The organism is Kitasatospora sp. P5_F3 (assembly GCF_054049135.1).
Window position 1 is genome coordinate 76,391 of record NZ_JBFUMY010000011.1, and the last position, 20,851, is coordinate 97,241.

Below are 20,851 nucleotides of genomic sequence, written 5' to 3' on the forward strand. Positions count from 1 at the left end.
CCTCATTCGTGGATGCCGAGGTCGGGCACATGGTGGAGGCAGTAGGGGTACAGGCGGTAGCGTGCGGGCCGACATCCGGGGAGCGGCTGCCCGGGCGGACCGGCACTGCCTGCGGGAACGGCCCGGCGGCAGTGAAAATCCAGTACTCGTCGGTAACTTATCTGGGGGGCCTCCGATCGACGACCTCCGGCACCTGCTGCGCACCGGCCCGTTCCACAGCGCCCTGCGCTGGGCCATCACCGCCCGGGGCCTCAGCCTCGACCGGCTCTGCGACCGGCTGGCCGCCCTCGGCCTGCGGGTCAGCGTCTCGACACTGAGCAACTGGCAGCGCGGCACCAGTCGGCCCCAGCGGCCGGAGAGCCTGCGCGCGGTCGCCGAACTGGAGCTCCTACTCGGCCTCACCAGCGGCTCGTTGAGCGGGCTGCTGGCGGAACCGGCGCACCGGGGCAGCCGCAGGCCCGCGCTCGTACCGGGCACTCCGCTGCTGCCGGCCACCCGGCTGCGGGCCTCGCTGGCCGATCCGGCCGATCCCGATCTGGACGTCCTCGCGGTGCAGGACGACGTGACGGTGACGGGTCGCGGGTGGGTGTCCACCGTCCGCTCCGTCGTCCGCGCGCGCCGCTCCGGGGCCGGGCGCCATGTGGTGCTCTACCACGTCGGAGCCGAGGCACTGCCCGAGATCCGAGCCGGGCGGGACTGCGCACTGGGACGGGTGCACACCGACCCGGACGCCAGGCTGATCGCCGCCGAACTCCTCTTCGGCCCGCTCAGCAAGGGCGAGACCTTCGCACTGGAGCACACCGTGACGTCCACAGAGGCGGACCTGCACCACGGACGCTGGTTCCGCACGGCCGGACAGCACTTCGAGCTGACGGTCCGGTTCGAGCCCTCGGCGGATGCCCGGCGGGCGTACCGGATCTGGCGGCTCGACAGCCGCTCGCCACACAAGGACGTGTCCCAACTGCGCCTGATCGACGGCCGATTGGTCCACCTGGTGGACCACGACCTGTCCCCGGGCTTCCACGGGATCCGCTGGACCGGCTGAGCCGCCGGGGCCGAATCCGGGTGAAATGTTACGTTGCAATGTCTCCGCGCATCGGGCATAGTCCTCTCTCACCGCTGCGGGCTTCCCACCCAAGTCCCGTTCACACAGCGGAAGTTAACGGCCGCGCCGACGCGCATCGGCCGGCCCGCAGGACGCCACTCGGAGCTCGACCCTCACCCCCAGGAGACCGACCATGGCAGAACGCCGTCCCCGTCGCCTCGCCCGGATCATCCTCGCAGCCGCCGTCGGCCTGCTCGTCCCGTTCACCCCGCTGGCGGTCGGCCAGGCCGATGCGGCCGGCACGGTCTGCCTCAGCGGCACCCTCGCCTACGACCACCAGGACGCCGAGTCCGGCACCGCGAAGCCGCTCCTGACCCAGGTCGCCCGCAACGCCAACTGGGAGCTGTGGGGCCGGACTTCGACCACCGGAACGGCCCGCCGGCTCGCCTCCGGGATCACCGACAGCGGCTCGGGGAGGTTCAACGCCTGCTACACCGCGTCCGCCCCGCTCCCCGAGGCGTTCGTCCGCTTCAACTCCGCCAGCACCACGATGTGGCGGGTCATCAAGAGCCCCGGCAACCAGGCCCAGTACACCTTCGACTCCGCACACCGCAGCAACGTCTCCAGCAGCCAGGACCTCGGCACCGTCAAGGTCCCCGCCACCATGCAGCGCGCCTGGCACATCGTGGACACCCTCAACCTCCTGTACTGGAAGCGCGGCAACCCCACCAGCAGCTGCTGGACCAGCCACCAGGCGGACGGCGGCTGCGACACCCTCACCTTCGTCTGGGACCCCAAGCGCACCAACGCCGGCTACTGGGACTACCAGGGCACCAACTTCGTCATCCTGGGCACCGACATGCCGGACTCCGAGCACCTGATCCTGCACGAGGCGGGGCACTGGTTCCAGTGGCAGCTGTACAGCCACGACTTCCCGACCGTGACCGGCTGCAACCCGCACTACATCGAGCGGTCCAGCTCTACCACCTGCGCCTGGACGGAGGGCTTCGCCGACGCGGTGGCCGCCTACACCCTCGGCGACTACCGCTACGTCTTCGAGGACGGCAACTCCTACAGCTTCGCCAACGACCCCACCACGCCCGGCTGGGACCGCGGCGACACCGTCCAGGGCCGGGTCGGCAGTTCGCTGCTCGACCTCTGGTCGGCGGCCGGCCCTGACGGCGGCAACTGGAACCGCACCATCGCCCTGATGACCAAGAACCCGAGCGAGGACTTCCGCGAGTACTTCACCGAGGACCGGCCCACCGCCGCCCCGCCCATGAGCACCACCGGGGCCGCCGCTGACATCCTCCACCGGCACACCATCGACTACTGACACCCGCTCAGGCCGACCGTCACGACCGTCGTGCTCAGCAGGCGACGGTGTGACGTTCGGCGATCCGCCCGGCCGCTGCCGCCCTGATGGCCCGTCAGCACCCGTGACTCGGTACGATCACTTGCCCATGGACGCGAACGAATCAATTGCGCTGGTCGCCGTCCCGCCCGGGCGGGTGACGCTGTCGGACCGGCGGACGCAACGGAGTTGGTCGGCCGACCTCGCGCCCTACCGGCTGGCGCCGCACCCGGTCACCCAGGAGCAGTACGCCCGGGTCACCGGCCTGCGGCCGAGCACCGCACAGGGCGACCGGCTGCCGGTCGAGGGTGTCTCCTGGCAGGACGCGGTCCGGTTCTGCAACGCCTGGTCCGCACAGGAGGGACTGACGCCCGCCTACCGCCTGCACGAGCATGACGCCGAGACCGTCGAGTGGGACACCGCCGCCGACGGCTACCGGCTGCCCACCGAGGCCGAGTGGGAGCACGCCTGCCGGGCCGGCACCACCGAGGCCCGGTACGGCCCGCTCGACGACATCGCCTGGCACCGGGGCAACTCGGACGAACGCATCCACCCCGTGGGCGAGAGGCAGCCCAACTCCTGGGGCCTGTACGACATGTTGGGCAACGTCTGGGAGTGGTGCTGGGACGTCTACGACGCCGAGGTCTACGGCACCTACCGGGTGCTGCGGGGCGGCGGCTGGTTCGACGAACGCTGGAGCTGCCGGGCCTCGGTCCGCCGCCGCAGCCACCCCACCTTCCGGATCGACGACGTCGGCTTCCGGGTCGCCCGGTCGTAGCGGCGGGCGACCCGACGGTAGCTGGTAGGCCAGGCCATCCGGAGGCCGCCGCCGCCCTGCTCCGCGCCTCCTGGCCTGAAAGCGCAACCTCCGAGTGGGCCTCGAGCGTGGGTATGTACGAACGGTTTATTCACGATCGGGGAGGATGCATACACATGATGCGACGTTGGATGACGGCACCGATGGCACTGGTACTCGCAGCGGGGGTCGCGACGGCGGTGGCGCCCACGGCGTACGCGGCGACCGCCACCAGCAGCACCGCGTGCGAGACCGGCTGGGGCAGCCTCAACAAGCAGAGCCCGGTCTTCGACTACGAGCACCAGCCGATCACCGACATCAGGACGGGCACCCACCCCTGCTACGACCGGATGGTCATCGACGTACCCGGCACCTCGACCGCCAACCCGCTCAGCTACCGCGTCCAGTACATGGACGGGAACACCATCCACCAGGCCGGCTCCGGCGACCCGATCACCGTCGGGGGCGGCGCAGTCCTGGAGGTCGTCGTGATGGCTCCCGTCTACGACCCGGCCACCTGGGAGGTGGTCTACCCGGCCAAGGCCCGCCAGCCGCTGCCCGGCGTGGACCTGACGGGATACCAGACCTTCCAGGACACCCGGTTCGCCGGCAGCTTCGAGGGAGAGACCCAGTTCGGCCTCGGCGTACGGGCGCGGCTGCCGTACCGGGTCTTCCAGCTCGACAACCGCCTGGTCATCGACGTCGCTCACAGCTGGGGCACCACCGCCTGACCCTCGTCCTCGGCTCTGCCCGGTCCTCGGGGACCTCGGGGGCGGGGAGGAGAGCTTCGCGGACGGCTCGCAGGAAGGCAGGTCGCCGGTGACCGGAAACGCCCGGCTGAGGGTCTACTACGTGCGCCTCCACCAAGTGTCCCGCCACCCGATGAACGTGGACGGCGACGAGATCGCCGGGATCCGCAACCTCTACTGCGCCACGGACGAGGACACGGCCGAGCGGCACCGGCACGGCGAACTGCCCTGGGTGGACGCGTCCGCCACCGACGCACAGCGCTGGTACGCCGCCACCGAGGCGCTCCAGCGGGCCATGGCGCGTCTGACGGAGCAGCAGGACGCGGCGCAGCTCCATCTGCACTGGGTGCGTGGTGCCGTGCGCCCGTTCTGGAAGGCTCGCCATGCGCTGCGCAACCGCCGACTGCGCGCCACGTACGACGCCACGATGGAGCGTCTGCGCCACGACGTGCTCACCGCGCACCGGGACTTCCGCGAGCAGGCCGGCGACCTCACGCCGTACGTCCACGCCGAACGCGAGCGCCTGGAGCGTGAGCGGCGCGATCGGCAGGAACAGTGGGAGGAGGAGAGGCGCCGACGTGAGCCCGGGGAGCGCAGGGTCCGGGCCGACGCGATGGCCGGTGCCCGGGGCGAGCCGGTATGGGGGTGCACGCTGGTCGAGCGAACGAGTGTCGGTCGCGTGTTCCGGATCTATCTGCAGACCCTGGAGGAGGTGCGGGACCCGCGTGGCGGTGTGGCACGGACCGACCTCACGCCGGAGCAGGTCCAGGCCGTGCTCACCCAGGAACGCGAACGGGACGGGTACACCGTCGTCATGTGGTCCCATCAGACCCGGCTGGCGCTGGAGGAGTGGCACGAAAGCGGGCGGGCGGTGCAGGCCTGGCGCGAGCTCAGCGGCGTCCTGGTCGACCCATGGCCCCGCATCACCGAGCAGTCCGCGCGGCAACGCCACTCCGGCCCCCACAGCACGTACTACGGTTTCGGCGGCTTCTGAGGCTCGACATCGGCCGAACTGACAGCCGGTCAGCCGACAGGCTCCATCGAGGCACTCACCGGCGGCGACCGGGCACTTGCTGACCCGGACCGGTCCGGGCCGCGGACCCCTACTCTGCTGTATGTGAGGGATACCGAGGCATTCAAGGACGCGGTGGCGCAGACGCTGGCCGAGCTGGCCCGGTTGGGTGTGACGGTACGGCCCGGTACGGTCGCCGACACCATCGAGCGGAACATCAGCGCGGTAGTCGCACGGCTGGGAATCCAGGAGCCGTCCGCCTGGCGCTATTTCGACGCGGCGAGGCTCGCCTCGGCCATTGCCCTGCAGCGCCAGGAATCCATGGACAAGAGCACGCCCCAGGACGCCGGGCATGCGCCCATGCCTCCGGTGGACAATCCCGAGCTGGCCTTGCTCCTGGCGGGCTTTCCCGACCTGCTCGCCGAGAACGGCGGGGACCTCTACGCCGCGCTCGTCAACGTTCTCGTCAACGCCTGGCTCGCCGGCCACATCCACGGCGAGGACGGCTGCTCAGGCTGCGACGGTAGTCGGGGGCCGGCAGGCCACGACTGGCAGGCTCGCATGAACGCGATCACCACGCTGGCCCCCGACATCACCAGGTGGTTCGACCGCGACGTGTGGACCACCGCCCTTCAGGACTGCGGCTACGGCGTCACCCGACGCTGATTCCCAACCGTACGGGCGGGAGTCTTTGCCAAGAGGTGGACGGGACGCCGGTCCCGGTCCGAGCGGGCGAGCTGTACCTGGTGGCGGCGGGTACCCCGCACCGGGTCCGTCCCGGCAGCCGGGGCACGCTGGTGATCGTGGCGCTGGCCGAGAACTGACGGGCGGGCACCGGAGGTGACGGAGGCCCCGGCCGAGCCGACCGAGGCTTCCGTCCGGCCTGCGTGTTACCGCCCCAGCTCGGCGGCGAACAGCTCCCTCACCCGGGCCCAGGAGTCGTCGGCGGCCGTCTTGTCGTAGGGCCCGCGCCCGGGGAAGAAGAACGCGTGCCGCACCCCCGGGTAGACCACCGTGTCGTGGCGCACCCCGGCCGCCGTCAGCGCGTCGCTGATCATGCTGCGCTGGTCCGCGGCGATGACGTGGTCGAGCTCCGCGAAGACCAGCAGCATCCGCACGTCGCGGTCGGCGATATCGCCGGTCGCCTCCAGCAGCGGTTCCGGACGGCTCAGCGCGGTACCGGCCACGGGCAGCCAGCCGGGGTAGAAGACCGCCGCCGCCGAGAGGTCGAGCCGGCTCGCGGCGAAGTACGCGATGTGTCCGCCGAGGCTGAAGCCGAGCACGCCGGCCTTCCCGGTGGCCGCCTCGTGGTCACGGACGTGGGCGAGGCAGGCCCGCAGGTCCGCTTCGACGCCCTCCCGGGTCAGTTGGCCCAGCAGGGCGAACCCGCGCTCCCGGTTGGCGTCGCTCTCCTCCAGCCCGGCAGCGGTCTCCGGGCCGGAACGGTGGTACAGGTTCGGGGCGATCGCGACATGGCCGAGCGCCGCCACCTGCCGCGCGACCTCCCTGACCTCCTCGGTCACACCCCACAGCTCGGAGCAGACCAGCACGGCCGAACGCCCCTCGCCCCCGGCCGGCCGGGCCAGGTAGGCGGTCATCGGCTGCGAGCCGCCCACCTCGATGTCCACGTCCTGCGCAATGATCTGCTCTGCCACGGAATCCCCCTCGCACCGACCGTCCCTGACACCCTGTCAGATCACCGTCGGCCATCGGGCACCCTATCCGCCCCGCACCCAGACGGACCACGCCACCCCTGCACCATCCGCCTCACAGGTTGTCGGGACCGCACGATACGTTGAGCGGATGACCGAGACAGAGAGCAAGATCGAGCGCATCAGGCCGAAGCAGTTCCACGAGACCGCCGGCCTGGCGGACTGGCGGGTGCTGGGCGAGGGGGCGTGCGCGTACTTCCGTACCGGAAGCTTCGCCGTCGGCGCCCGACTCGCGCTGGCGATCAGTGAGTTGCCGGGCCTCGAAGACGGTGAGCCGGATGTCGACCTGCGGCCCGAGGGCGTGACGGTGCGGCTGATCACGGTCACCGAGGACTACTACGGGCTGACCGAGCGACACCTCGAACTGGCCCGGCAGATCTCGGCCGTGGCACGCGCCCTGGACGTCCCGGCCGACCCGACCGCCGTGCAGACCGTCCAGGTCACCGTCGACGCCCTGGCCGGGCCCGAGGTGGTGGCGTTCTGGCGGGCCCTGCTCGGCTACCAGGACCGGGCCGGCAGCGCGGAGGATCTGATCGACCCGCAGCGCCGCGGGGCGCCGTTCTACTTCCAGCAGATGGAAACGCCGCGCCCACAGCGCAACCGGGTGCACGTCGACGTCTGGGTACCGTACGACCAGGCCGAGGCCCGGATCGCCGCGGCGCTCGCGGCGGGCGGCCGACTGCTGAACGACGCTGACGCCCCGTCGAACTGGGTGCTGGCCGACCCGGAGGGGAACGAGGCCTGCATCGGCGCGGCGGGGTGGACCGGGCCGGAGCCCACGCACTCCTGAAGCCCCCAGAGAAACAACAAAGGCAAGAGGGAAAACCCACCTCCTGCCACTACCAAGATATAGCGCACCGGGGGGCTTGCGGCAAGCCCCCCGGTGTACCGCAGAATCACTGGTCTGAACCAGAACCTGCGGAATCAGGAGATTCACGAAATTGCGTGTGCAGTTGTCAGCTGACGGGTCGTCCACCAGCGCGTTCGACCTCCCCGACCATCTCTCCGGCAAGGCCGACCCGGCCCTGATCGCCCGCGACGAGCAGCACTTCGCGGCCATCTCCGAGAGCCTCGAGCAGACCATCGCCGAACTCTCCGGCCGCCTCGACGCCGAGCGCAAGGCACCCGGCGGCATCGGCCAGGAGGCGATGGACCGGGACCTGGAGATCCACCGGTTGACCGGTCGCCTGCGCGCCCTGCGCCGCTTCGGGCTGGACCTGTGCCTCGGACACATCGTCAGCACGGACAGTCCCGAGCCGGTGTACATCGGCCGGCTCGGTCTCACCGACAGCACCGGCCGCCGGCTGCTGCTCGACTGGCGCTCCCCCGCCGCCGAGCCGTTCTTCGCGGCGACGCACGCCAACCCGATGGGTCTGGCCAGCCGCCGCCGGTACCGCTGGACCCGGGGCCGGATCGGCGACTACTGGGACGAGGTGTTCACCGCCGACGGGCTCGAAGGGCACGCCGCACTCGACGACCAGTCCGCCTTCATCGCCAGCCTGGGCAGCAACCGGTCGGCCCGGATGCGCGACGTGCTCGCCACCATCCAGGCCGACCAGGACGCCATCATCCGGGCGAGCTCCCGGGGCTCGCTGGTCGTCGACGGCGGTCCGGGTACGGGGAAGACCGTCGTCGCCCTGCACCGTTCGGCCCACCTGCTCTACTCCGACCCCCGCCTCGGGCACCGTCGCGGCGGCGTGCTGTTCGTCGGTCCGCACCAGCCCTACCTGGCGTACGTCGCCGACGTCCTGCCCAGCCTCGGCGAGGAGGGCGTGCAGACCTGCACCGTGCGGGACCTGGTCGCCGAGGGGGCGAAGGCGGCGGTCGAGACCGACCCGGAGGTGGCCCGGCTGAAGTCGTCGGTGGACCTGGTGCGGGCGATCGAGCCGGCCGTCGGCATCTACGAGGAACCACCCACCAAGGGGATGACGGTCGAGACCCACTGGTCGGACCTCTGGCTGAGTGCCGACGACTGGGCCGCGGCGTTCGATGCGCCGGACCCGGGCACCCCGCACAACGAGGCGCGTGACCAGGTCCTGGAGGAGCTGCTCACGATCCTGATGGACAAGGACGACAGCGAGGCCCCGCCCGCGCAGCTCCGGCGCTCCCTGCTGCAGAACCGGGAGCTGATCGGCACCCTGCACCGCGCCTGGCCGATGATCGAGCCGACCGACCTGGTCGGCGACCTCTGGTCGGTGCCCGCCTACCTGCGCAAGTGCGCCCCCTCGCTCAGCCCCGACCAGGTCAGGAAGCTGCAGCGCGAGGAGGCCGACGCCTGGACGGTGTCCGACCTGCCGCTGCTGGACGCGGCCCGGCAGCGGCTCGGCGACCCGGAGGCGTCCAACCGCAAGCAACGGCACAACGCCGCGGTGGCGGCCGAACGCGCGCGGATGGCCGACGTGATCGACCACCTGCTGGAGGCCGACCACGACGGTGACGGTGTGGTGACGATGCTGCGCGGGCAGGACCTGCAGGGCACCCTGGTCGACGACAGCGCGCTCCCGGGCACCGACCCGGAACCGCTGGCCGGCCCGTTCGCGCACATCGTGGTGGACGAGGCCCAGGAGCTGACCGACGCCGAGTGGCAGATGCTGCTGCTCCGCTGCCCGTCCCGGAGCTTCACCATCGTCGGAGACCGCGCCCAGGCCAGGCACGGGTTCACCGAGTCCTGGCAGGAGCGGCTGGAGCGGGTCGGTCTCGACCGGATCGAGGTGACCTCACTGAGCGTCAACTACCGGACGCCGGAAGAGGTCATGGCCGAGGCCGAGCCGGTCATCCGGGCCGTACTCCCGGACGCCAACGTGCCGACCTCGATCCGCAGCAGCGGCATCCCCGTCGTGCACGGGTCCGTCGCGGAGCTGGACTCGGTCCTCGACAGCTGGCTGGCCGCGCACGCCGAGGGCGTCGCCTGCGTCATCGGTGACCCGACGTTCCAGCCGACCTCCCGGGTCCGCTCGCTCACCGCGGAGCTGTCGAAGGGTCTCGAGTTCGACCTGGTCGTCCTGATCGACCCGGAGACCTTCGGCGCGGGCATCGAGGGAGCGGTCGACCGCTACGTCGCGATGACCCGGGCAACCCAGCAGCTCGTGATCCTCACCAGCTGCTGACCTCGGCCCGGCCCCGATCCGGCCGTCACCCGAACTGCTGAACCACCGACAGGCCCCACATGCGCCGCGCCGCGAAGGGGTAGTCCGACCACGAAGGTTCATCACCGGAACGGGAGACACGCATGGCACCCACTCGCATCCTGGCCACGGTCGGAGCCACCCTGGCCGTCCTGCTCGGCACCACGGCCGCCGTCCCCGCCGAGCCCGCCCAGCCGCTGTTGGCAGCCTCCTGCAAGGCCGCCGCCTGCAACGGCAAGGACCCGGTCTCGGCGGGCTGCGACAGCGACGGCAAGCTGGTGGAGAGCGTGCCGCTCGCCTCCGACCGGAGCATCAAGGTCGAGCTGTTCCACAGCAACGCCTGCCAGGCGAACTGGGCCCGCAGCGTCGGCGCGCCGGACGGCGGCGCGGTGCTGGTGACCAACAAGCGGGGCGCCAAGTACGTCCGGAACACCAGCGGCGCCAAGACATACGTCTGGACGCCGCTGGTGGACGGGACCGTCCAGGCCCAGGCCTGCCTCGGCCCGCAGAACAGCGATGCGCTGACCTGCACGAAGTACCACTGACCGGCCGTCAGCCGGTGGACTCCGCGCGCAGGTCCTCCTCGGAGGCCCCCAGCCGCCAGTAGCCGGTGAAGGTGACGGTCCGCCGGTCGAAGCCCCGCTCGCCGACCAGGTGGCGGCGGACCGAGCGGACGGCCGCCGCCTCCCCCGCCACCCAGGCGTACGGGGTGCCCTCGGGGAGGACGGCGGCCCGCAGGGTGTCCAGCACCACCCCGGGCCGCGCACCCCCGCGCGGCAGCCAGTGCAGCTCCAGGTCGGCGGCGGTGGTCAGCTCCAACCGGTCGGGCCCGTCCGGGACTTCGAGGAAGGCCAGCGCCCGGGTACCGGGCGGGAGCCACTCCAGGATCGCGGCGGCGGCCGGCAGCGCCGTCTCGTCGGCGGTCAGCAGCACCCAGTCGGTCCCGGCCGGGGGCCGGAACTGCACGCTGGAGTTGTCCGCCACGGTCGGGCCGATCAGCAGCACCCGGTCGCCCTCGGCGGCCCGCCCGGCCCAGTGCGAGGCCGGGCCGGTGTCACCGTGCAGGACGAAGTCCACGTCCAGCTCGGCGAGTTCGGGCCGGGCGGCGCGCACGGTGTACGAGCGCATCACCGCCCGGACCTGCTCGGGCAGCGCGCGCCAGGCGTGGAACCAGCCCTCGCCCTGCTCCACCGGGACCACCGGGGCGTCCTGGCCGGGGTGCGGCAGGAACAGCGAGAAGCTCTGGTCCCGGCCACCGGAGGCCAAGCCGGCCAGCTGCTCACCGCCGAAGGTGACCCGGAGCAGCGCGGGACTGATCCGTTCGGTGCGGACCACCCGGGCGGCGAAGAACGCGAAGGGCAGAGTCATCGGAACCTCTCCTGGAGTGACGGACGGTCAGCCGAACTTGCGGGCGCCCTGGACGGCCTTGGCGAGGTTCTCCAGCAGCGGCGCGGCGCCCGCCCAGGAGAACCGGGGCACCGCGTCCCAGGGGGTGATCTGGCCGGCCCTCACCGCGGGCAGCTCGGCCCAACCGGGCTTCGCCGCCAGGTCCTTGGGCTGAAGGGCGGTGCTGCGCTGGTCGAGCAGCAGCAGGTCGGCCTGGTACTTGCCCGCGTTCTCCCAGCTCAGGCTCTCGAAGTAGCCGCCCTGGTCGAGCCTGTCCGGGACGATGATGTTGACGCCCAGGTCGCGGAAGTACATCAGGTCGGTGCTGACGCCGGGGTTGGAGGCGTAGAACAGGTCGGCGGCGCCTGAGCAGGCCAGCACCCGCAGCCCGCCACTGGCCTTGGCGGCCTGCCGCAGTGTCTCGGCGGCGGCCTCGAACCTGGCCTTGGCGTCGACCACCGGCTTGGCCTTCAGGTCGGCGCCGAGCGAGGCAGCCAGCTCGGCGTAGCGGCGGATCGGCTCGGTCAGCGGGACCCGGCCGGTGGTGACCGTGACCACGGGGGCGAGCGCGAGGATCTTGTCCCTGCTCGCGTCCGGCACGTACCAGTAGGCGTCCGGGTCGTACATGTGGGTGACCAGCAGGTCGGGGCGGAGCGCGGCGTACCTCTCGATGCTGAACTCGCCCCAGGCGTTGCCGATGATCTGCACCTTGGCCAGGTCCAGCTCGCCCGCCTGCGGGTCGGGCCTGCCGTCCGCGCCCTTGGTCTCGCCGAAGACGCCGACCAGTTGGTCGCGTAGGCCGAAGTCGTGCAGCGCGGCGGCGGCGCCGGTGAAGGCGACGATCCGCTGCGGCCGGCTCTTCGCCGTGACCTCCTTCTTCCGGTCATCGGTGAACGACCACGGGCCGCCCGACGCCCCGTCACCGGTGCCCGTCCCGGACGAGCCCGAGCTGCCGCAGGCGGCGATCAGGGCGCCGGCTCCGACGGCGCCGGTGGCGGCGAGCAGGCCGCGGCGGGTGAACTGAGCGGGACCGGCGTGAGGCATGGCGGTGGCTTCTCTCGTCTGGGCAGGGTGTGCGGGCAGGCCGATGGACAGGCCTGCCGGACGACTGGGGCCGTGGGAACCGGCCCGGCGCACATTAGGTTAGCCTAACCATAGTTACTGTCCATCAGCTCGGGTCCTCCGCCCTGGGTCGCACCGGAAGTCGCGCCACGTGTCCTTGACCAAAGCTCCCCCCTCGGTGGCGGGCCCSCCCCCGCCGCCCGGGCGTCAGGCCCCCCCGGCCSCCSGGCKGTTCGCCTGCCTCCTGCTGCTCGCCACGAGGGCTCGACCGGCTGGACCGTGGTGCACGAGATGCGGCTCCCCCGCACCCTGCTCGGACTGCTGGTCGGCTGCGCCCTCGGCCTCGCGGGCGGCGTGATGCAGGCGCTGACCCGCAATCCGCTGGCCGACCCCGGCCTGCTGGGCATCAACGCGGGCGCCTCGGCCGCCGTCGCCACAGCAATCACCTTCCTCGGCGTCAGCACCTTCACCGGCTACATCTGGTTCGCGCTGCTCGGCGCCGCCCTGGTCTCGGCCGCGGTGTACGCGGTCGGCGGCGGACGCGGCGCCACCCCGGCGCGGCTGGCCCTGGCCGGCGCCGCGCTGAACGCCACGCTCTACTCGTACGTCAGCGCGGTGATGCTGCTCAGCGCGGCCGCGCTGGAGCGGATGCGGTTCTGGACCGTCGGGTCGCTGGCCTCCGCCCAACCGGCCACCGTGGTCAAGGTGCTGCCGTTCGTCCTGGTCGGTACGGTGCTCGCGCTGGCGCTCGCCCAGCCGCTCAACGCCCTTGCGCTGGGCGAGGATTCGGCCACCGCGCTGGGTACCAGGCCCGGCCGGGTCCGGGCCGGGGCGCTGATCGCGGTCGGCCTGCTCTGCGGGGCGGCCACCGCCGGCTGCGGACCGATCGTCTTCGTCGGCCTGCTGGTCCCGCACCTGGTCCGTGCCCTGACCGGCCCGGACCTGCGCTGGCTACTGCCGTACTGCGCGGTGCTGGCCCCCGTACTGATGCTCGGCGCGGACGTGCTCGGCCGGGTGCTCGGCCGCCCCGGTGAGCTCCAGGTGGGCATCGTCACGGCGGTGCTCGGCGGTCCGCTCTTCCTGTACTTCGTCCGGCGACCGAAGGCGGTGCGGGCATGAAGGTGCTCAGGACGGCCGGTCTCTCCGTCCGGCTCCGGCCCAGGGCGCTGGCCGTGGGCGCCGCCTGCCTGCTGGCCGCACTGGCCGTCGGGGTACTGGCGATCGGCCGCGGCGACTTCCCGATCTCCCCGGCCGAGGTGCTCCGCGCGCTGGCCGGGAACGGTGACCCGGCCCAGGAGTTCATCGTCCGTCAGCTGCGGCTGCCCCGGGTGGCCACCGCACTCCTGGTGGGCGCCGCGCTCGCGCTCTCCGGCGCGGTCTTCCAGTCGCTGGTGCGCAACCCGCTCGGCAGCCCCGACGTGCTGGGCTTCACCCAGGGCTCGGCGGCCGGGGCGCTGACCGCGATCGTGCTGTTCGGCGGCAGCTCGCTCGCCCTGTCGCTCGGCGCGCTGGCCGGCGGGGTGCTGACCGGCGTACTGATCCACCTGCTGGCCTGGCGGCACGGCGTTCACGGCAGCCGCCTGGTGCTGATCGGGATCGGCATCGCCGCCATTCTCACCGGCCTCAACGGCTACCTGCTGACCCGGGCCCAACTCACGGACGCCGCCCGGGCGATGCTCTGGCTGACCGGAAGCCTGGACGGGCGCGGCTGGGAGCAGGCCGTCCCGCTGCTGGCGGTGCTGGCCGTGCTGGTACCGGTGGTACTGCTCGGCTTCGGGCACTCGCTGCGCCTGCTGGAGATGGGCGACGAGGCCGCGTTCGCCCTCGGCGTCCGGGTCCGGCGAGTACGGCTCGTGCTACTGGCCGCCGCCGTCCTGCTCGCCTCCTTCGCGGCGGCGGCCGCCGGGCCGGTCTCCTTCGTCGCCCTGACCGCCCCTCAGCTGGCCCGCCGGCTGACCCGGGCGCCGGGGCCGAACCTGGCGGCTTCGATGACGGTCGGCGCGGCCCTGCTGGTCGGCGCGGACTGGCTGGCCCAGCACCTGCTCCCCGACCGGCAGTTGCCGGTCGGCGTGGTGACCGGCGTGCTCGGCGGCGGATACCTGGTGTGGCTGCTGGCCACCGAACGCAAGGCGGGTCGGATATGACGGACCGTACGAGGAGCAACGGCATGAGCCCCCGACTGGCCGGGCAGGGACTGACCCTCGCCTACGAACAGCGCACCATCGCCCGGGAGTTGACGGTGGCGATCCCGGACAACTCGTTCACCGTGATCGTCGGACCGAACGCCTGCGGCAAGTCGACCCTGCTGCGGGCGCTGGCCCGGGTGCTCCGGCCGAAGGCCGGTCAGGTCCTGCTGGACGGCCGGGACATCGCGACCGTCGCCCCGCGCACCGTGGCCCGTACCCTCGGCCTGCTGCCGCAGAGCTCGGTCGCGCCCGACGGCATCACGGTGGCCGAGCTGGTCTCCCGGGGCCGCCACCCGCACCAGGGGCTGCTGCGGCAGTGGTCGCGGGAGGACGAGCGGATCACCGACGAGTCGATGGCCGCCACCGGCGTACTGGAGCTGGCGGACCGTCCGGTCGAAGAGCTCTCCGGCGGCCAGCGGCAGCGGGTGTGGATCGCCATGGCCCTGGCCCAGCAGACCCCGTTGCTGCTGCTGGACGAACCCACCACCTACCTCGACATCGCCCACCAGATCGAGGTGCTCGACCTGTGCGCCCGGCTGCACGAGGAGCAGGGCCGCACCCTGGTCGCCGTCCTGCACGACCTCAACCACGCGGCCAGGTACGCCACCCACCTGATCGCGATGCGGGACGGCAAGGTGCTGGCCGAGGGCGACCCCGCGCGGATCGTCACGGCCGAACTGGTCGAGCAGGTCTTCCGGTTGCGCTGCCGGGTGATCGAGGACCCGGAGACCGGCAAGCCCCTGGTGATCCCCGCCGCCCGCGCCCGGACCTGACCCGGAGTCAGCGGGCCTGCCTCCCTCGGCGGTCTGCTTGCATGGGCCCATGAACGCCATACTCACCAGCGTCATCGCGGTGCTCGGTACCCTGCTGGGCTCCACGGTGACGCACGCCTTCCAGCAACGGTCCGCCCGGCGCACGGAGCAGAGCAGCCGCGACGACCGGCTCCGCCAGGAGCGGTTGGCGGCCTACGGCAGCTACGCCGGGCTGCTCGTCGAGTTCCGCCAGGCCGCTCTGCACCACTGGTTCTGCGTGCACGAGGGCAACGACGCCGAGGACGAAGTCGCCATCCGCAGGCGCTCGTTCGAGCTGCGCTCCAGTGCCCAGCACGCTCTGTTCCAGGTCCAGCTGGTCACCGACTCGCCCGAGCTCGGCACTGCCGCCATCGATGCCTTCAACGCCATCGGCAGGATCGACCGGGCCGGGGACCGGCCCGACCTGGTCACCCGCCGCGATGCCACCCGCACCCTGATCGACACCTTCGTCGAGACGGCCCGCCGGCACGTCTAGTGCCGCGCCGATGGACCGTCAGGCCGGGACTCCGGGACGGCCTCGGCCATCGGTGTGGGGGGTGTCGACCGCAGGGCCTGGCCGCCGATGTCGGCCGCCCCGTCCAGTTGCTGCTGCCACCAGGCGGCCATCGCGGGCTCGGTCATCGCCGACCAGTCCGGGGTCCGTTCCGCCTGGGCCAGGCCCAGGCGGCGGGCCAGCGCCACCAACTCCTGGCCGGTGGCGCCCCGGGCGGCCTGGTAGGCGGCCAGCAGCCCGTCCCAGGAGTCGGCCTGCCGCCAGGCGGCCTCGAAGGCGGTGGCGTCCTGCAGGGCTTTGGCCGCCCCGCTGGTGTTGTGCGGACGCACCACCGACGCGGCGTCACCGCCGAGCAGCAGCCGGTCCGCGACGGTGCGTTCGGTCCGCAGGTCGTAGATCGGCTGGAGGAAGGTGTGCTCCGGCGGGGTCAGGCCGATCACCTCGGCCCAGTACGTCGGGAACCAACGCCGCGTCAACTGGCGCAGACGGTCGGCGAGTTCGCCGGTCACGCCGCCCGGCGGGAAGCTGGTCGGGTCGTCCAGCCGCAGGCCGGTCTCCGGCGGGGTCGCGTAGAACACCCAGTTCACCATCGGACCGGCCGGCCCGGGGATCCGGTACAGGACACAACTCCCGCCCGGGATACCGATGGTGACCGCATCGGTGGCCGGCCAGTCGGTGCCGCCGTCCGGCGGGGTCCCCAGCTCGGCCAGCCGGTCGGCGGGGTAGCTGCCGCGCCAGCAGACGTACCCGGCGTAGCTCGGCCGGGCACCGGGGCAGACCGCCTCCCGGACCACCGAGCGGTAGCCGTCCGCGCCGATCACCAGGTCGAAGTCCGCCACCTCCCCGGTCGCCAGCCGAACTTCGGCCCGGTCGGCGAACCCCCGTACGCTCTCCACCCCGGCACCCTGGCGGTACCGCACCGACGGCGGCGTCGCGGCGCGCTGGCCGCGCCAGAGCAGGCCCCAGTGGTAGGAGTGGAACGGAAAGTGCTGGTCCCAGATCACCCGCCCGGTACGGGAGTTGCCGTCCTGGGTTACCCACTTGCGCCGGGTCAGCCGGTGCGTGGCGATGCCCGGGGCCAGCGCGCCGGTCGCGGTCAGCTCGGCGGCCCGGTCGTCATGGATGCACAGGCCCACCCCGCGATCCGCCAACACGCCGGTGGTCCGCTCCAGCACCACCACCTCGGCAGCACCCGCCCGGGCCGCCGCCGAGGCGAACGCGCAGCCCGCGATACTCCCGCCGACCACCGCGACCCGGCCTCCGCGCATTGCCGCTCCTCCGTTGGGGGCTCCCTGACTGCTCGTCACCCTACTGACCTTCCCCCGCACGGCACTTGCGTACGCGCGAGGGTGACCCGAACGAGTCATGACCATCCACGGCCGGGAAGCCCGCGACCTCATCACGGCCACCCCGACCGCGACCTGATCGGCCCAGCGAGCAGTGTGCCGCCGTGCCGGTTCCGGACGGCTCGGCCATCCTGGGGCGATGACACACGTACCAGAGGAACCACACCGGCGCCGCCTCCGACCACCCGGAACTCCGGCCCCGGCGCTGCCCGGTCCATCGGTGCCCGCCGGGCCGGAGCGGCGCCTGCCCCGGCCGGGCGGCAGCACCTGCTGCATCACCACGATGACCGAGCACGTCGCCCTGAACGGCACCGCGATCCGCACTCGCTGGCATGAGCCGCACTGCGCGACCTGGACGGCCCGCTGACGTAACGCTCCCGCCCGCAACGTCAAGAGGACGGTCCAGGGAGGCGCGGGTTCAGCGTCCCTGGTTGCGCGGGTGCTGCCGGGCCGCGCGTTCGTTGCCGTGCTTGTAGTGGCCGGTCCAGCGGGCCATCACCAGTTGGGGGTTGCCCGCCTCGATCTCGGCGAGGAACTCCCCGGCGCGGGCGCCGCGCAGGGTCCCGGCGGGCTTGCGGTGATGGATGATCACCACCGTTCCGTCGGGGCGCTGCTGGTACTCGAATCCCGAGGGTGCGGGCATCTGCTGACTGCTCGTTTCGTGGCGCGGGCGGGGCGGACCGCCACAGCGTGCCGCGCGGCGTCGAGCTGGGCAAACGGTTTTCCGCCCCGGTCCGGGCGGTAGGGTCGGGTCATGGCAACCGACGAGTCGAGCGTACGGGTGGACGCCTGGATCTGGTCCGTCCGGCTCACCAAGACCCGGTCGCTGGCCGCTGCCGAGTGCCGGGCCGGGCACGTGCGGATCAACGACGAGCGGGTGAAGCCCGCGCAGGCCGTGCGCGAGGGCGACGTGGTCCGGCTGTTCCACGCCGGGCTGGAGCGGATCGTCACGGTCCGCAAGCTGATCCGCAAGCGGGTCGGCGCCGAGGTGGCGGCCGAGTGCTACCGCGACGACACCCCGCCCCCGCCGCCGCGTGCGGAGGCCGAGATGGCGGGCATCCGGGACCGGGGCGCCGGGCGGCCGACCAAGCGCGACCGCCGGGACATGGAGCGGCTGCGCGGACAGTGACAGGGAGCCGCACGGACCGGCTTCGCGAGGCCGCAGAATAGGGGCATGTCACGACGCACGAAGCCCTCCCCGCGCCCCGCCGCCACCGCCACCTGCCCCTGCGGCCTTCCCGCCGCCTACCGGGAGTGCTGTGGCCGTCTGCACCGAGGCGAGCTGGCGGCCGGCACGGCCGAGCAGCTGATGCGCTCGCGGTACAGCGCGTTCGTGGTCGGTGACGAGGCGTACCTGCTGCGCACCTGGGCCGCCGCCACCAGGCCGCCGTCGGTCGACTTCGACCTGGAGCTGCGCTGGCAGCGGCTGGAGGTGCTGGCGAGCACCGAGGGCGGGGCGTTCCACACCGAGGGCACGGTCACCTTCCGGGCGCACTTCGTGCACCAGGGCGAGCAGGGCGTGATGAGCGAGCGCAGCGCGTTCGTCCGGGAGAGCGGCGCCTGGGTGTACCGGGACGCACTCGAACTGAGCTGACGGCGCCCGGCCATCACGGCACCGGCCAGGGGTGGCGGCCGGTGCCGAGGGTGTGAGGTGCGAGGATGGCCGTCCCGCCAGCCGTAGGCGGGCCTCTCAGCCGACCGGCCGGGTGCTCATCCAGCACCGGTATCAGGGGCGATGCGAGCAGGCCCGACCCGCTGCGTACCCCGGCAGCCGGCAGCGGTGACCGCGTCTACTCCTCTTCCCTCCCTCAGGAAGTTGCACCCTCATGCACGTCTCCGCCATACCCACGCGCGCCCTGGTGGCCGTGGGTTGCCTCACGCTGGCCGCGTGCGGCAGCGTCATCTCGGCCACCCCGAGCTCGAAGACCGAGCTGCGCAACCGCCTGCCGCAGTCCGTCCGGGACTCCGGCGTCCTGAAGATCGCCTCCGACCTCAACTACCCGCCCGTCGACTTCAAGGCCGCCGACGGCACCGCGACCGGTCTTGACCCTGACCTGGCCGCCGCGCTCGGCTCCTACCTCGGGCTGCGGGTCCAGTTCGTCGACCTGCCGTTCGCCGAGGTGCTCCCCGCCGTCCAGGACGGCAAGGTCGACCTGGCGATGTCCGCGGTGATCGACACCCGCCGCCGCCAGCAGGGCACCGACGAGGCCGGCAACCGGATCGACCCCGGGGTCGACTTCGTCGACTACTTCGTCACCGGCACCTCGATCCTGGTGAAGCAGGGCAACCCGCTGGGCATCGGCTCACTGGACGACCTCTGCGGGCGGACCGTCGCCCTCCAGCGCGGCACCGTCCAGGACGAGATCGCCCAACTGCAGACCTCGGCCTGCACCAGGACCAGCAAGCCGCTGCGGATCCACCGGCTGGACACCGACGACCAGGCCCTCGCCGAACTCGCCGCCGGTGCGGCGGTCGCCGACCTGAACGACTACCCGGTCGCCGAGTACAACACCCGCACCGGCCGCGGCAAGGGCACCTTCCAGGTGACGGGCGGTCAGTTCCAGACCAGCCCGTACGGGATCACCGTGCGCAAGGACCGGGCCGCCCTGCGCGACGTGCTGGCCAAGGTCCTGGACCAGCTGATCCGCAACGGCGAGTACGACAAGGTGCTGGCGAAGTGGAACGTCCAGGGCGGCGCGGTCACCAGCGCCGTGGTCAACGGGGGACGCTGAATCTCAGGACGCGGTCGTCCCCGGCCTGGGGGTGGCCGCGTCCGTCGGTGTTGCTGGTGGTCACCAGCAGCGTGCCGTCCCGGTCGGCCAGCACCGTCCGCAGCCGGCCGTACTGCCCGGTCAGATGGGCGGTCGGCGCGCCGCCGTCCAGCGGGACCTGCCACAGCCGGGCGCCGCGCAGGGCCGCCATCCAGATCGCGCCGTCGGCGTAGGCGATCCCGGACGGCGACGCCTCGGCGGTGGTCCACTGGGCGTACGGGTCGGTGAACCCCGGCCGCCCGGCCTTGCCCTCGACGGTGGGCCAGCCGTAGTTGCCGCCCGGCTCGATCAGGTTGAGCTCGTCCCAGGTGTTCTGCCCGAACTCGGCTGCCCACAGCCGCCCTTGGCCGTCCCAGGCCAGTCCCTGCACATTGCGGTGACCGAGACTGAACACCACCGAGCCGGGGAACGGGTTGCCCGGCGCGGGCGCACCCTCCGGGGTCATCCGCAGGATCTTGCCGCCGAGCGAGGCCCGGTCCTGGGCCAGCGCGGTGCGGCCCGACTCGCCGGTGCCCGCGTACAGCAGGCCGTCCGGGCCGAACGCGATCCGGCCGCCGTCGTGGTTGCTACCCTTCGGGATACCGGTCAACACCGGTTGCGGGTCGGCGAGTTGTCCGTCCTGGTAGCGCAGCCGGACGATCCGGTTGTCCTGCTCGGCGGTGAAGTACACATAGAGCAGCCGGTCCGTGGCGAACCCCGGTGAGAGCGCCAGCCCGAGCAGCCCGCCCTCGCCGCCGGGCCGTACCCCGGGGACGGCGCCGAGATCCACTTGCGGCCCGCCCGCGAGCGGGACCCGGGTGATCCGCCCCTCGTCCCGCGAGCCCACCAGCAGGTCGCCGTCCGGGAGCTCGGCCATGCCCCAGGGCGTGTCCAGTCCCCCGGCCACGGTGCCGACCGCCGGGCTGCTGGTGGCCGGGCCCGCCGCCGGGCGGCCGCCGACCCCGCAGGCGGTCAGCAGCAGGGCTGCCAGCAGAACGGCGACGGGTGCGGCTCTCACGGCGA

General features: G+C 72.5%; 24 protein-coding genes. 18 read left to right on the forward strand and 6 right to left on the reverse strand.

The annotated features are described in order from the left end of the window. Positions 1–61 precede the first annotated feature (61 nt). The 7 genes from ACXJMZ_RS09695 to ACXJMZ_RS09725 all read left to right on the forward strand — a co-directional run bounded on the left by ACXJMZ_RS09695 (position 62) and on the right by ACXJMZ_RS09725 (position 5,780). Complete coding sequence (locus tag ACXJMZ_RS09695; RefSeq protein ID WP_457029578.1) at positions 62–1,045, forward strand: helix-turn-helix domain-containing protein; 984 nt, start codon at positions 62–64, stop codon at positions 1,043–1,045. Between the two features lie 193 nt (positions 1,046–1,238). Further along, positions 1,239–2,381 (forward strand): metalloprotease, encoded by a 1,143-nt coding sequence (locus tag ACXJMZ_RS09700; RefSeq protein WP_457029579.1) that lies wholly within the window; start codon positions 1,239–1,241, stop codon positions 2,379–2,381. 127 nt (positions 2,382–2,508) lie between these two features. Then, a complete protein-coding gene (locus ACXJMZ_RS09705; RefSeq protein ID WP_457029580.1) occupies positions 2,509–3,177 on the forward strand; it encodes a formylglycine-generating enzyme family protein in 669 nt (222 codons plus the stop codon). Positions 3,178–3,335: 158 nt separating this feature from the next. After that, positions 3,336–3,926, forward strand: a complete 591-nt coding sequence (locus ACXJMZ_RS09710; RefSeq protein WP_457029700.1) for an AMIN-like domain-containing (lipo)protein — start codon at positions 3,336–3,338, stop codon at positions 3,924–3,926. An 88-nt stretch (positions 3,927–4,014) separates the two neighbouring features. After that, the gene (locus tag ACXJMZ_RS09715; RefSeq protein ID WP_457029581.1) at positions 4,015–4,938 is read left to right on the forward strand and encodes a hypothetical protein; all 924 of its coding nucleotides are present in this window, start codon (positions 4,015–4,017) and stop codon (positions 4,936–4,938) included. A gap of 123 nt (positions 4,939–5,061) precedes the next feature. After that, positions 5,062–5,622, forward strand: coding sequence for a hypothetical protein (locus ACXJMZ_RS09720; protein WP_457029582.1), 561 nt, complete (start codon positions 5,062–5,064; stop codon positions 5,620–5,622). A 35-nt stretch (positions 5,623–5,657) separates the two neighbouring features. Beyond that, entirely contained in the window at positions 5,658–5,780 is a 123-nt protein-coding gene (locus ACXJMZ_RS09725; RefSeq protein WP_457029583.1) for a hypothetical protein, read from the forward strand. Between the two features lie 66 nt (positions 5,781–5,846). Here ACXJMZ_RS09725 and ACXJMZ_RS09730 read toward each other — a convergent pair whose 3' ends face one another. Continuing rightward, positions 5,847–6,611, reverse strand: a complete 765-nt coding sequence (locus tag ACXJMZ_RS09730) for a dienelactone hydrolase family protein (RefSeq protein WP_457029584.1) — start codon at positions 6,609–6,611, stop codon at positions 5,847–5,849. A gap of 148 nt (positions 6,612–6,759) precedes the next feature. On the opposite strand from ACXJMZ_RS09730, the gene ACXJMZ_RS09735 reads away from it, so the two are divergent. From ACXJMZ_RS09735 to ACXJMZ_RS09745, 3 genes are all read left to right on the forward strand, one after another. Then, positions 6,760–7,458: a VOC family protein gene (locus tag ACXJMZ_RS09735; protein ID WP_457029585.1), complete on the forward strand. Its 699-nt coding sequence runs from the start codon at positions 6,760–6,762 to the stop codon at positions 7,456–7,458. Positions 7,459–7,615: 157 nt separating this feature from the next. Further along, on the forward strand, positions 7,616–9,775 hold the full coding sequence (gene helR, locus ACXJMZ_RS09740) for an RNA polymerase recycling motor ATPase HelR (RefSeq protein WP_457029586.1): 2,160 nt from the start codon (positions 7,616–7,618) through the stop codon (positions 9,773–9,775). Between the two features lie 122 nt (positions 9,776–9,897). Then, positions 9,898–10,338 carry a DUF2690 domain-containing protein gene (locus ACXJMZ_RS09745; protein ID WP_457029587.1) on the forward strand — a complete coding sequence of 147 codons (441 nt, stop codon included), beginning with the start codon at positions 9,898–9,900 and terminating at the stop codon, positions 10,336–10,338. A 7-nt stretch (positions 10,339–10,345) separates the two neighbouring features. Here ACXJMZ_RS09745 and ACXJMZ_RS09750 read toward each other — a convergent pair whose 3' ends face one another. After that, on the reverse strand, positions 10,346–11,161 hold the full coding sequence (locus ACXJMZ_RS09750; protein WP_457029588.1) for a siderophore-interacting protein: 816 nt from the start codon (positions 11,159–11,161) through the stop codon (positions 10,346–10,348). 27 nt (positions 11,162–11,188) lie between these two features. Further along, positions 11,189–12,223: an ABC transporter substrate-binding protein gene (locus ACXJMZ_RS09755; protein ID WP_457029589.1), complete on the reverse strand. Its 1,035-nt coding sequence runs from the start codon at positions 12,221–12,223 to the stop codon at positions 11,189–11,191. Between the two features lie 255 nt (positions 12,224–12,478). On the opposite strand from ACXJMZ_RS09755, the gene ACXJMZ_RS09760 reads away from it, so the two are divergent. From ACXJMZ_RS09760 to ACXJMZ_RS09775, 4 genes are read left to right on the forward strand one after another with little or no spacing between them, the layout of a single operon-like run. After that, complete coding sequence (locus tag ACXJMZ_RS09760) at positions 12,479–13,360, forward strand: FecCD family ABC transporter permease (protein ID WP_457029701.1); 882 nt, start codon at positions 12,479–12,481, stop codon at positions 13,358–13,360. Next, positions 13,357–14,385, forward strand: a complete 1,029-nt coding sequence (locus ACXJMZ_RS09765) for a FecCD family ABC transporter permease (RefSeq protein WP_457029590.1) — start codon at positions 13,357–13,359, stop codon at positions 14,383–14,385. Before ACXJMZ_RS09760 ends, ACXJMZ_RS09765 begins: the two co-directional genes overlap by 4 nt. 23 nt (positions 14,386–14,408) lie before the next feature. Further along, positions 14,409–15,200 (forward strand): ABC transporter ATP-binding protein, encoded by a 792-nt coding sequence (locus tag ACXJMZ_RS09770; RefSeq protein WP_457029591.1) that lies wholly within the window; start codon positions 14,409–14,411, stop codon positions 15,198–15,200. A 49-nt stretch (positions 15,201–15,249) separates the two neighbouring features. Beyond that, positions 15,250–15,714, forward strand: a complete 465-nt coding sequence (locus ACXJMZ_RS09775; protein WP_457029592.1) for a hypothetical protein — start codon at positions 15,250–15,252, stop codon at positions 15,712–15,714. Here ACXJMZ_RS09775 and ACXJMZ_RS09780 read toward each other — a convergent pair. Continuing rightward, positions 15,711–17,000, reverse strand: coding sequence for a monooxygenase (locus ACXJMZ_RS09780; RefSeq protein ID WP_457029593.1), 1,290 nt, complete (start codon positions 16,998–17,000; stop codon positions 15,711–15,713). The genes ACXJMZ_RS09775 and ACXJMZ_RS09780 overlap by 4 nt on opposite strands. 298 nt (positions 17,001–17,298) lie before the next feature. On the opposite strand from ACXJMZ_RS09780, the gene ACXJMZ_RS09785 reads away from it, so the two are divergent. Beyond that, positions 17,299–17,445 carry a hypothetical protein gene (locus tag ACXJMZ_RS09785; protein ID WP_457029594.1) on the forward strand — a complete coding sequence of 49 codons (147 nt, stop codon included), beginning with the start codon at positions 17,299–17,301 and terminating at the stop codon, positions 17,443–17,445. 51 nt (positions 17,446–17,496) lie between these two features. On the opposite strand, the gene ACXJMZ_RS09790 is transcribed toward ACXJMZ_RS09785, so the two are convergent. Then, positions 17,497–17,721, reverse strand: coding sequence for a hypothetical protein (locus tag ACXJMZ_RS09790; RefSeq protein WP_057236022.1), 225 nt, complete (start codon positions 17,719–17,721; stop codon positions 17,497–17,499). A 111-nt stretch (positions 17,722–17,832) separates the two neighbouring features. On the opposite strand from ACXJMZ_RS09790, the gene ACXJMZ_RS09795 reads away from it, so the two are divergent. The 3 genes from ACXJMZ_RS09795 (at position 17,833) to ACXJMZ_RS09805 (ending at position 19,810) form a co-directional block, all read left to right on the forward strand. After that, entirely contained in the window at positions 17,833–18,207 is a 375-nt protein-coding gene (locus ACXJMZ_RS09795) for an RNA-binding S4 domain-containing protein (protein ID WP_057236025.1), read from the forward strand. Between the two features lie 45 nt (positions 18,208–18,252). Continuing rightward, on the forward strand, positions 18,253–18,672 hold the full coding sequence (locus ACXJMZ_RS09800) for a YchJ family protein (RefSeq protein ID WP_457029595.1): 420 nt from the start codon (positions 18,253–18,255) through the stop codon (positions 18,670–18,672). A 232-nt stretch (positions 18,673–18,904) separates the two neighbouring features. After that, positions 18,905–19,810 carry an ABC transporter substrate-binding protein gene (locus tag ACXJMZ_RS09805; protein ID WP_457029596.1) on the forward strand — a complete coding sequence of 302 codons (906 nt, stop codon included), beginning with the start codon at positions 18,905–18,907 and terminating at the stop codon, positions 19,808–19,810. On the opposite strand, the gene ACXJMZ_RS09810 is transcribed toward ACXJMZ_RS09805, so the two are convergent. Next, complete coding sequence (locus ACXJMZ_RS09810; protein ID WP_457029597.1) at positions 19,794–20,846, reverse strand: PQQ-dependent sugar dehydrogenase; 1,053 nt, start codon at positions 20,844–20,846, stop codon at positions 19,794–19,796. The genes ACXJMZ_RS09805 and ACXJMZ_RS09810 overlap by 17 nt on opposite strands. Positions 20,847–20,851 lie beyond the last annotated feature (5 nt).

Bases quoted from the DNA above. Each gene is read 5' to 3' on its own strand.
- ACXJMZ_RS09710 (WP_457029700.1), top strand. From the start codon at position 3,336: ATGCGACGTTGGATGACGGCACCGATGGCACTGGTACTCGCAGCGGGG.
- ACXJMZ_RS09805 (WP_457029596.1), top strand. From the start codon at position 18,905: ATGCACGTCTCCGCCATACCCACGCGCGCCCTGGTGGCCGTGGGTTGC.
- ACXJMZ_RS09735 (WP_457029585.1), top strand. From the start codon at position 6,760: ATGACCGAGACAGAGAGCAAGATCGAGCGCATCAGGCCGAAGCAGTTC.
- ACXJMZ_RS09770 (WP_457029591.1), top strand. From the start codon at position 14,409: ATGAGCCCCCGACTGGCCGGGCAGGGACTGACCCTCGCCTACGAACAG.
- ACXJMZ_RS09705 (WP_457029580.1), top strand. From the start codon at position 2,509: ATGGACGCGAACGAATCAATTGCGCTGGTCGCCGTCCCGCCCGGGCGG.
- ACXJMZ_RS09800 (WP_457029595.1), top strand. From the start codon at position 18,253: ATGTCACGACGCACGAAGCCCTCCCCGCGCCCCGCCGCCACCGCCACC.
- ACXJMZ_RS09790 (WP_057236022.1), bottom strand. From the start codon at position 17,721: ATGCCCGCACCCTCGGGATTCGAGTACCAGCAGCGCCCCGACGGAACG.
- ACXJMZ_RS09700 (WP_457029579.1), top strand. From the start codon at position 1,239: ATGGCAGAACGCCGTCCCCGTCGCCTCGCCCGGATCATCCTCGCAGCC.
- ACXJMZ_RS09755 (WP_457029589.1), bottom strand. From the start codon at position 12,223: ATGCCTCACGCCGGTCCCGCTCAGTTCACCCGCCGCGGCCTGCTCGCC.
- ACXJMZ_RS09780 (WP_457029593.1), bottom strand. From the start codon at position 17,000: ATGCGCGGAGGCCGGGTCGCGGTGGTCGGCGGGAGTATCGCGGGCTGC.
- ACXJMZ_RS09795 (WP_057236025.1), top strand. From the start codon at position 17,833: ATGGCAACCGACGAGTCGAGCGTACGGGTGGACGCCTGGATCTGGTCC.
- ACXJMZ_RS09745 (WP_457029587.1), top strand. From the start codon at position 9,898: ATGGCACCCACTCGCATCCTGGCCACGGTCGGAGCCACCCTGGCCGTC.
- ACXJMZ_RS09775 (WP_457029592.1), top strand. From the start codon at position 15,250: ATGAACGCCATACTCACCAGCGTCATCGCGGTGCTCGGTACCCTGCTG.
- ACXJMZ_RS09765 (WP_457029590.1), top strand. From the start codon at position 13,357: ATGAAGGTGCTCAGGACGGCCGGTCTCTCCGTCCGGCTCCGGCCCAGG.
- ACXJMZ_RS09750 (WP_457029588.1), bottom strand. From the start codon at position 11,161: ATGACTCTGCCCTTCGCGTTCTTCGCCGCCCGGGTGGTCCGCACCGAA.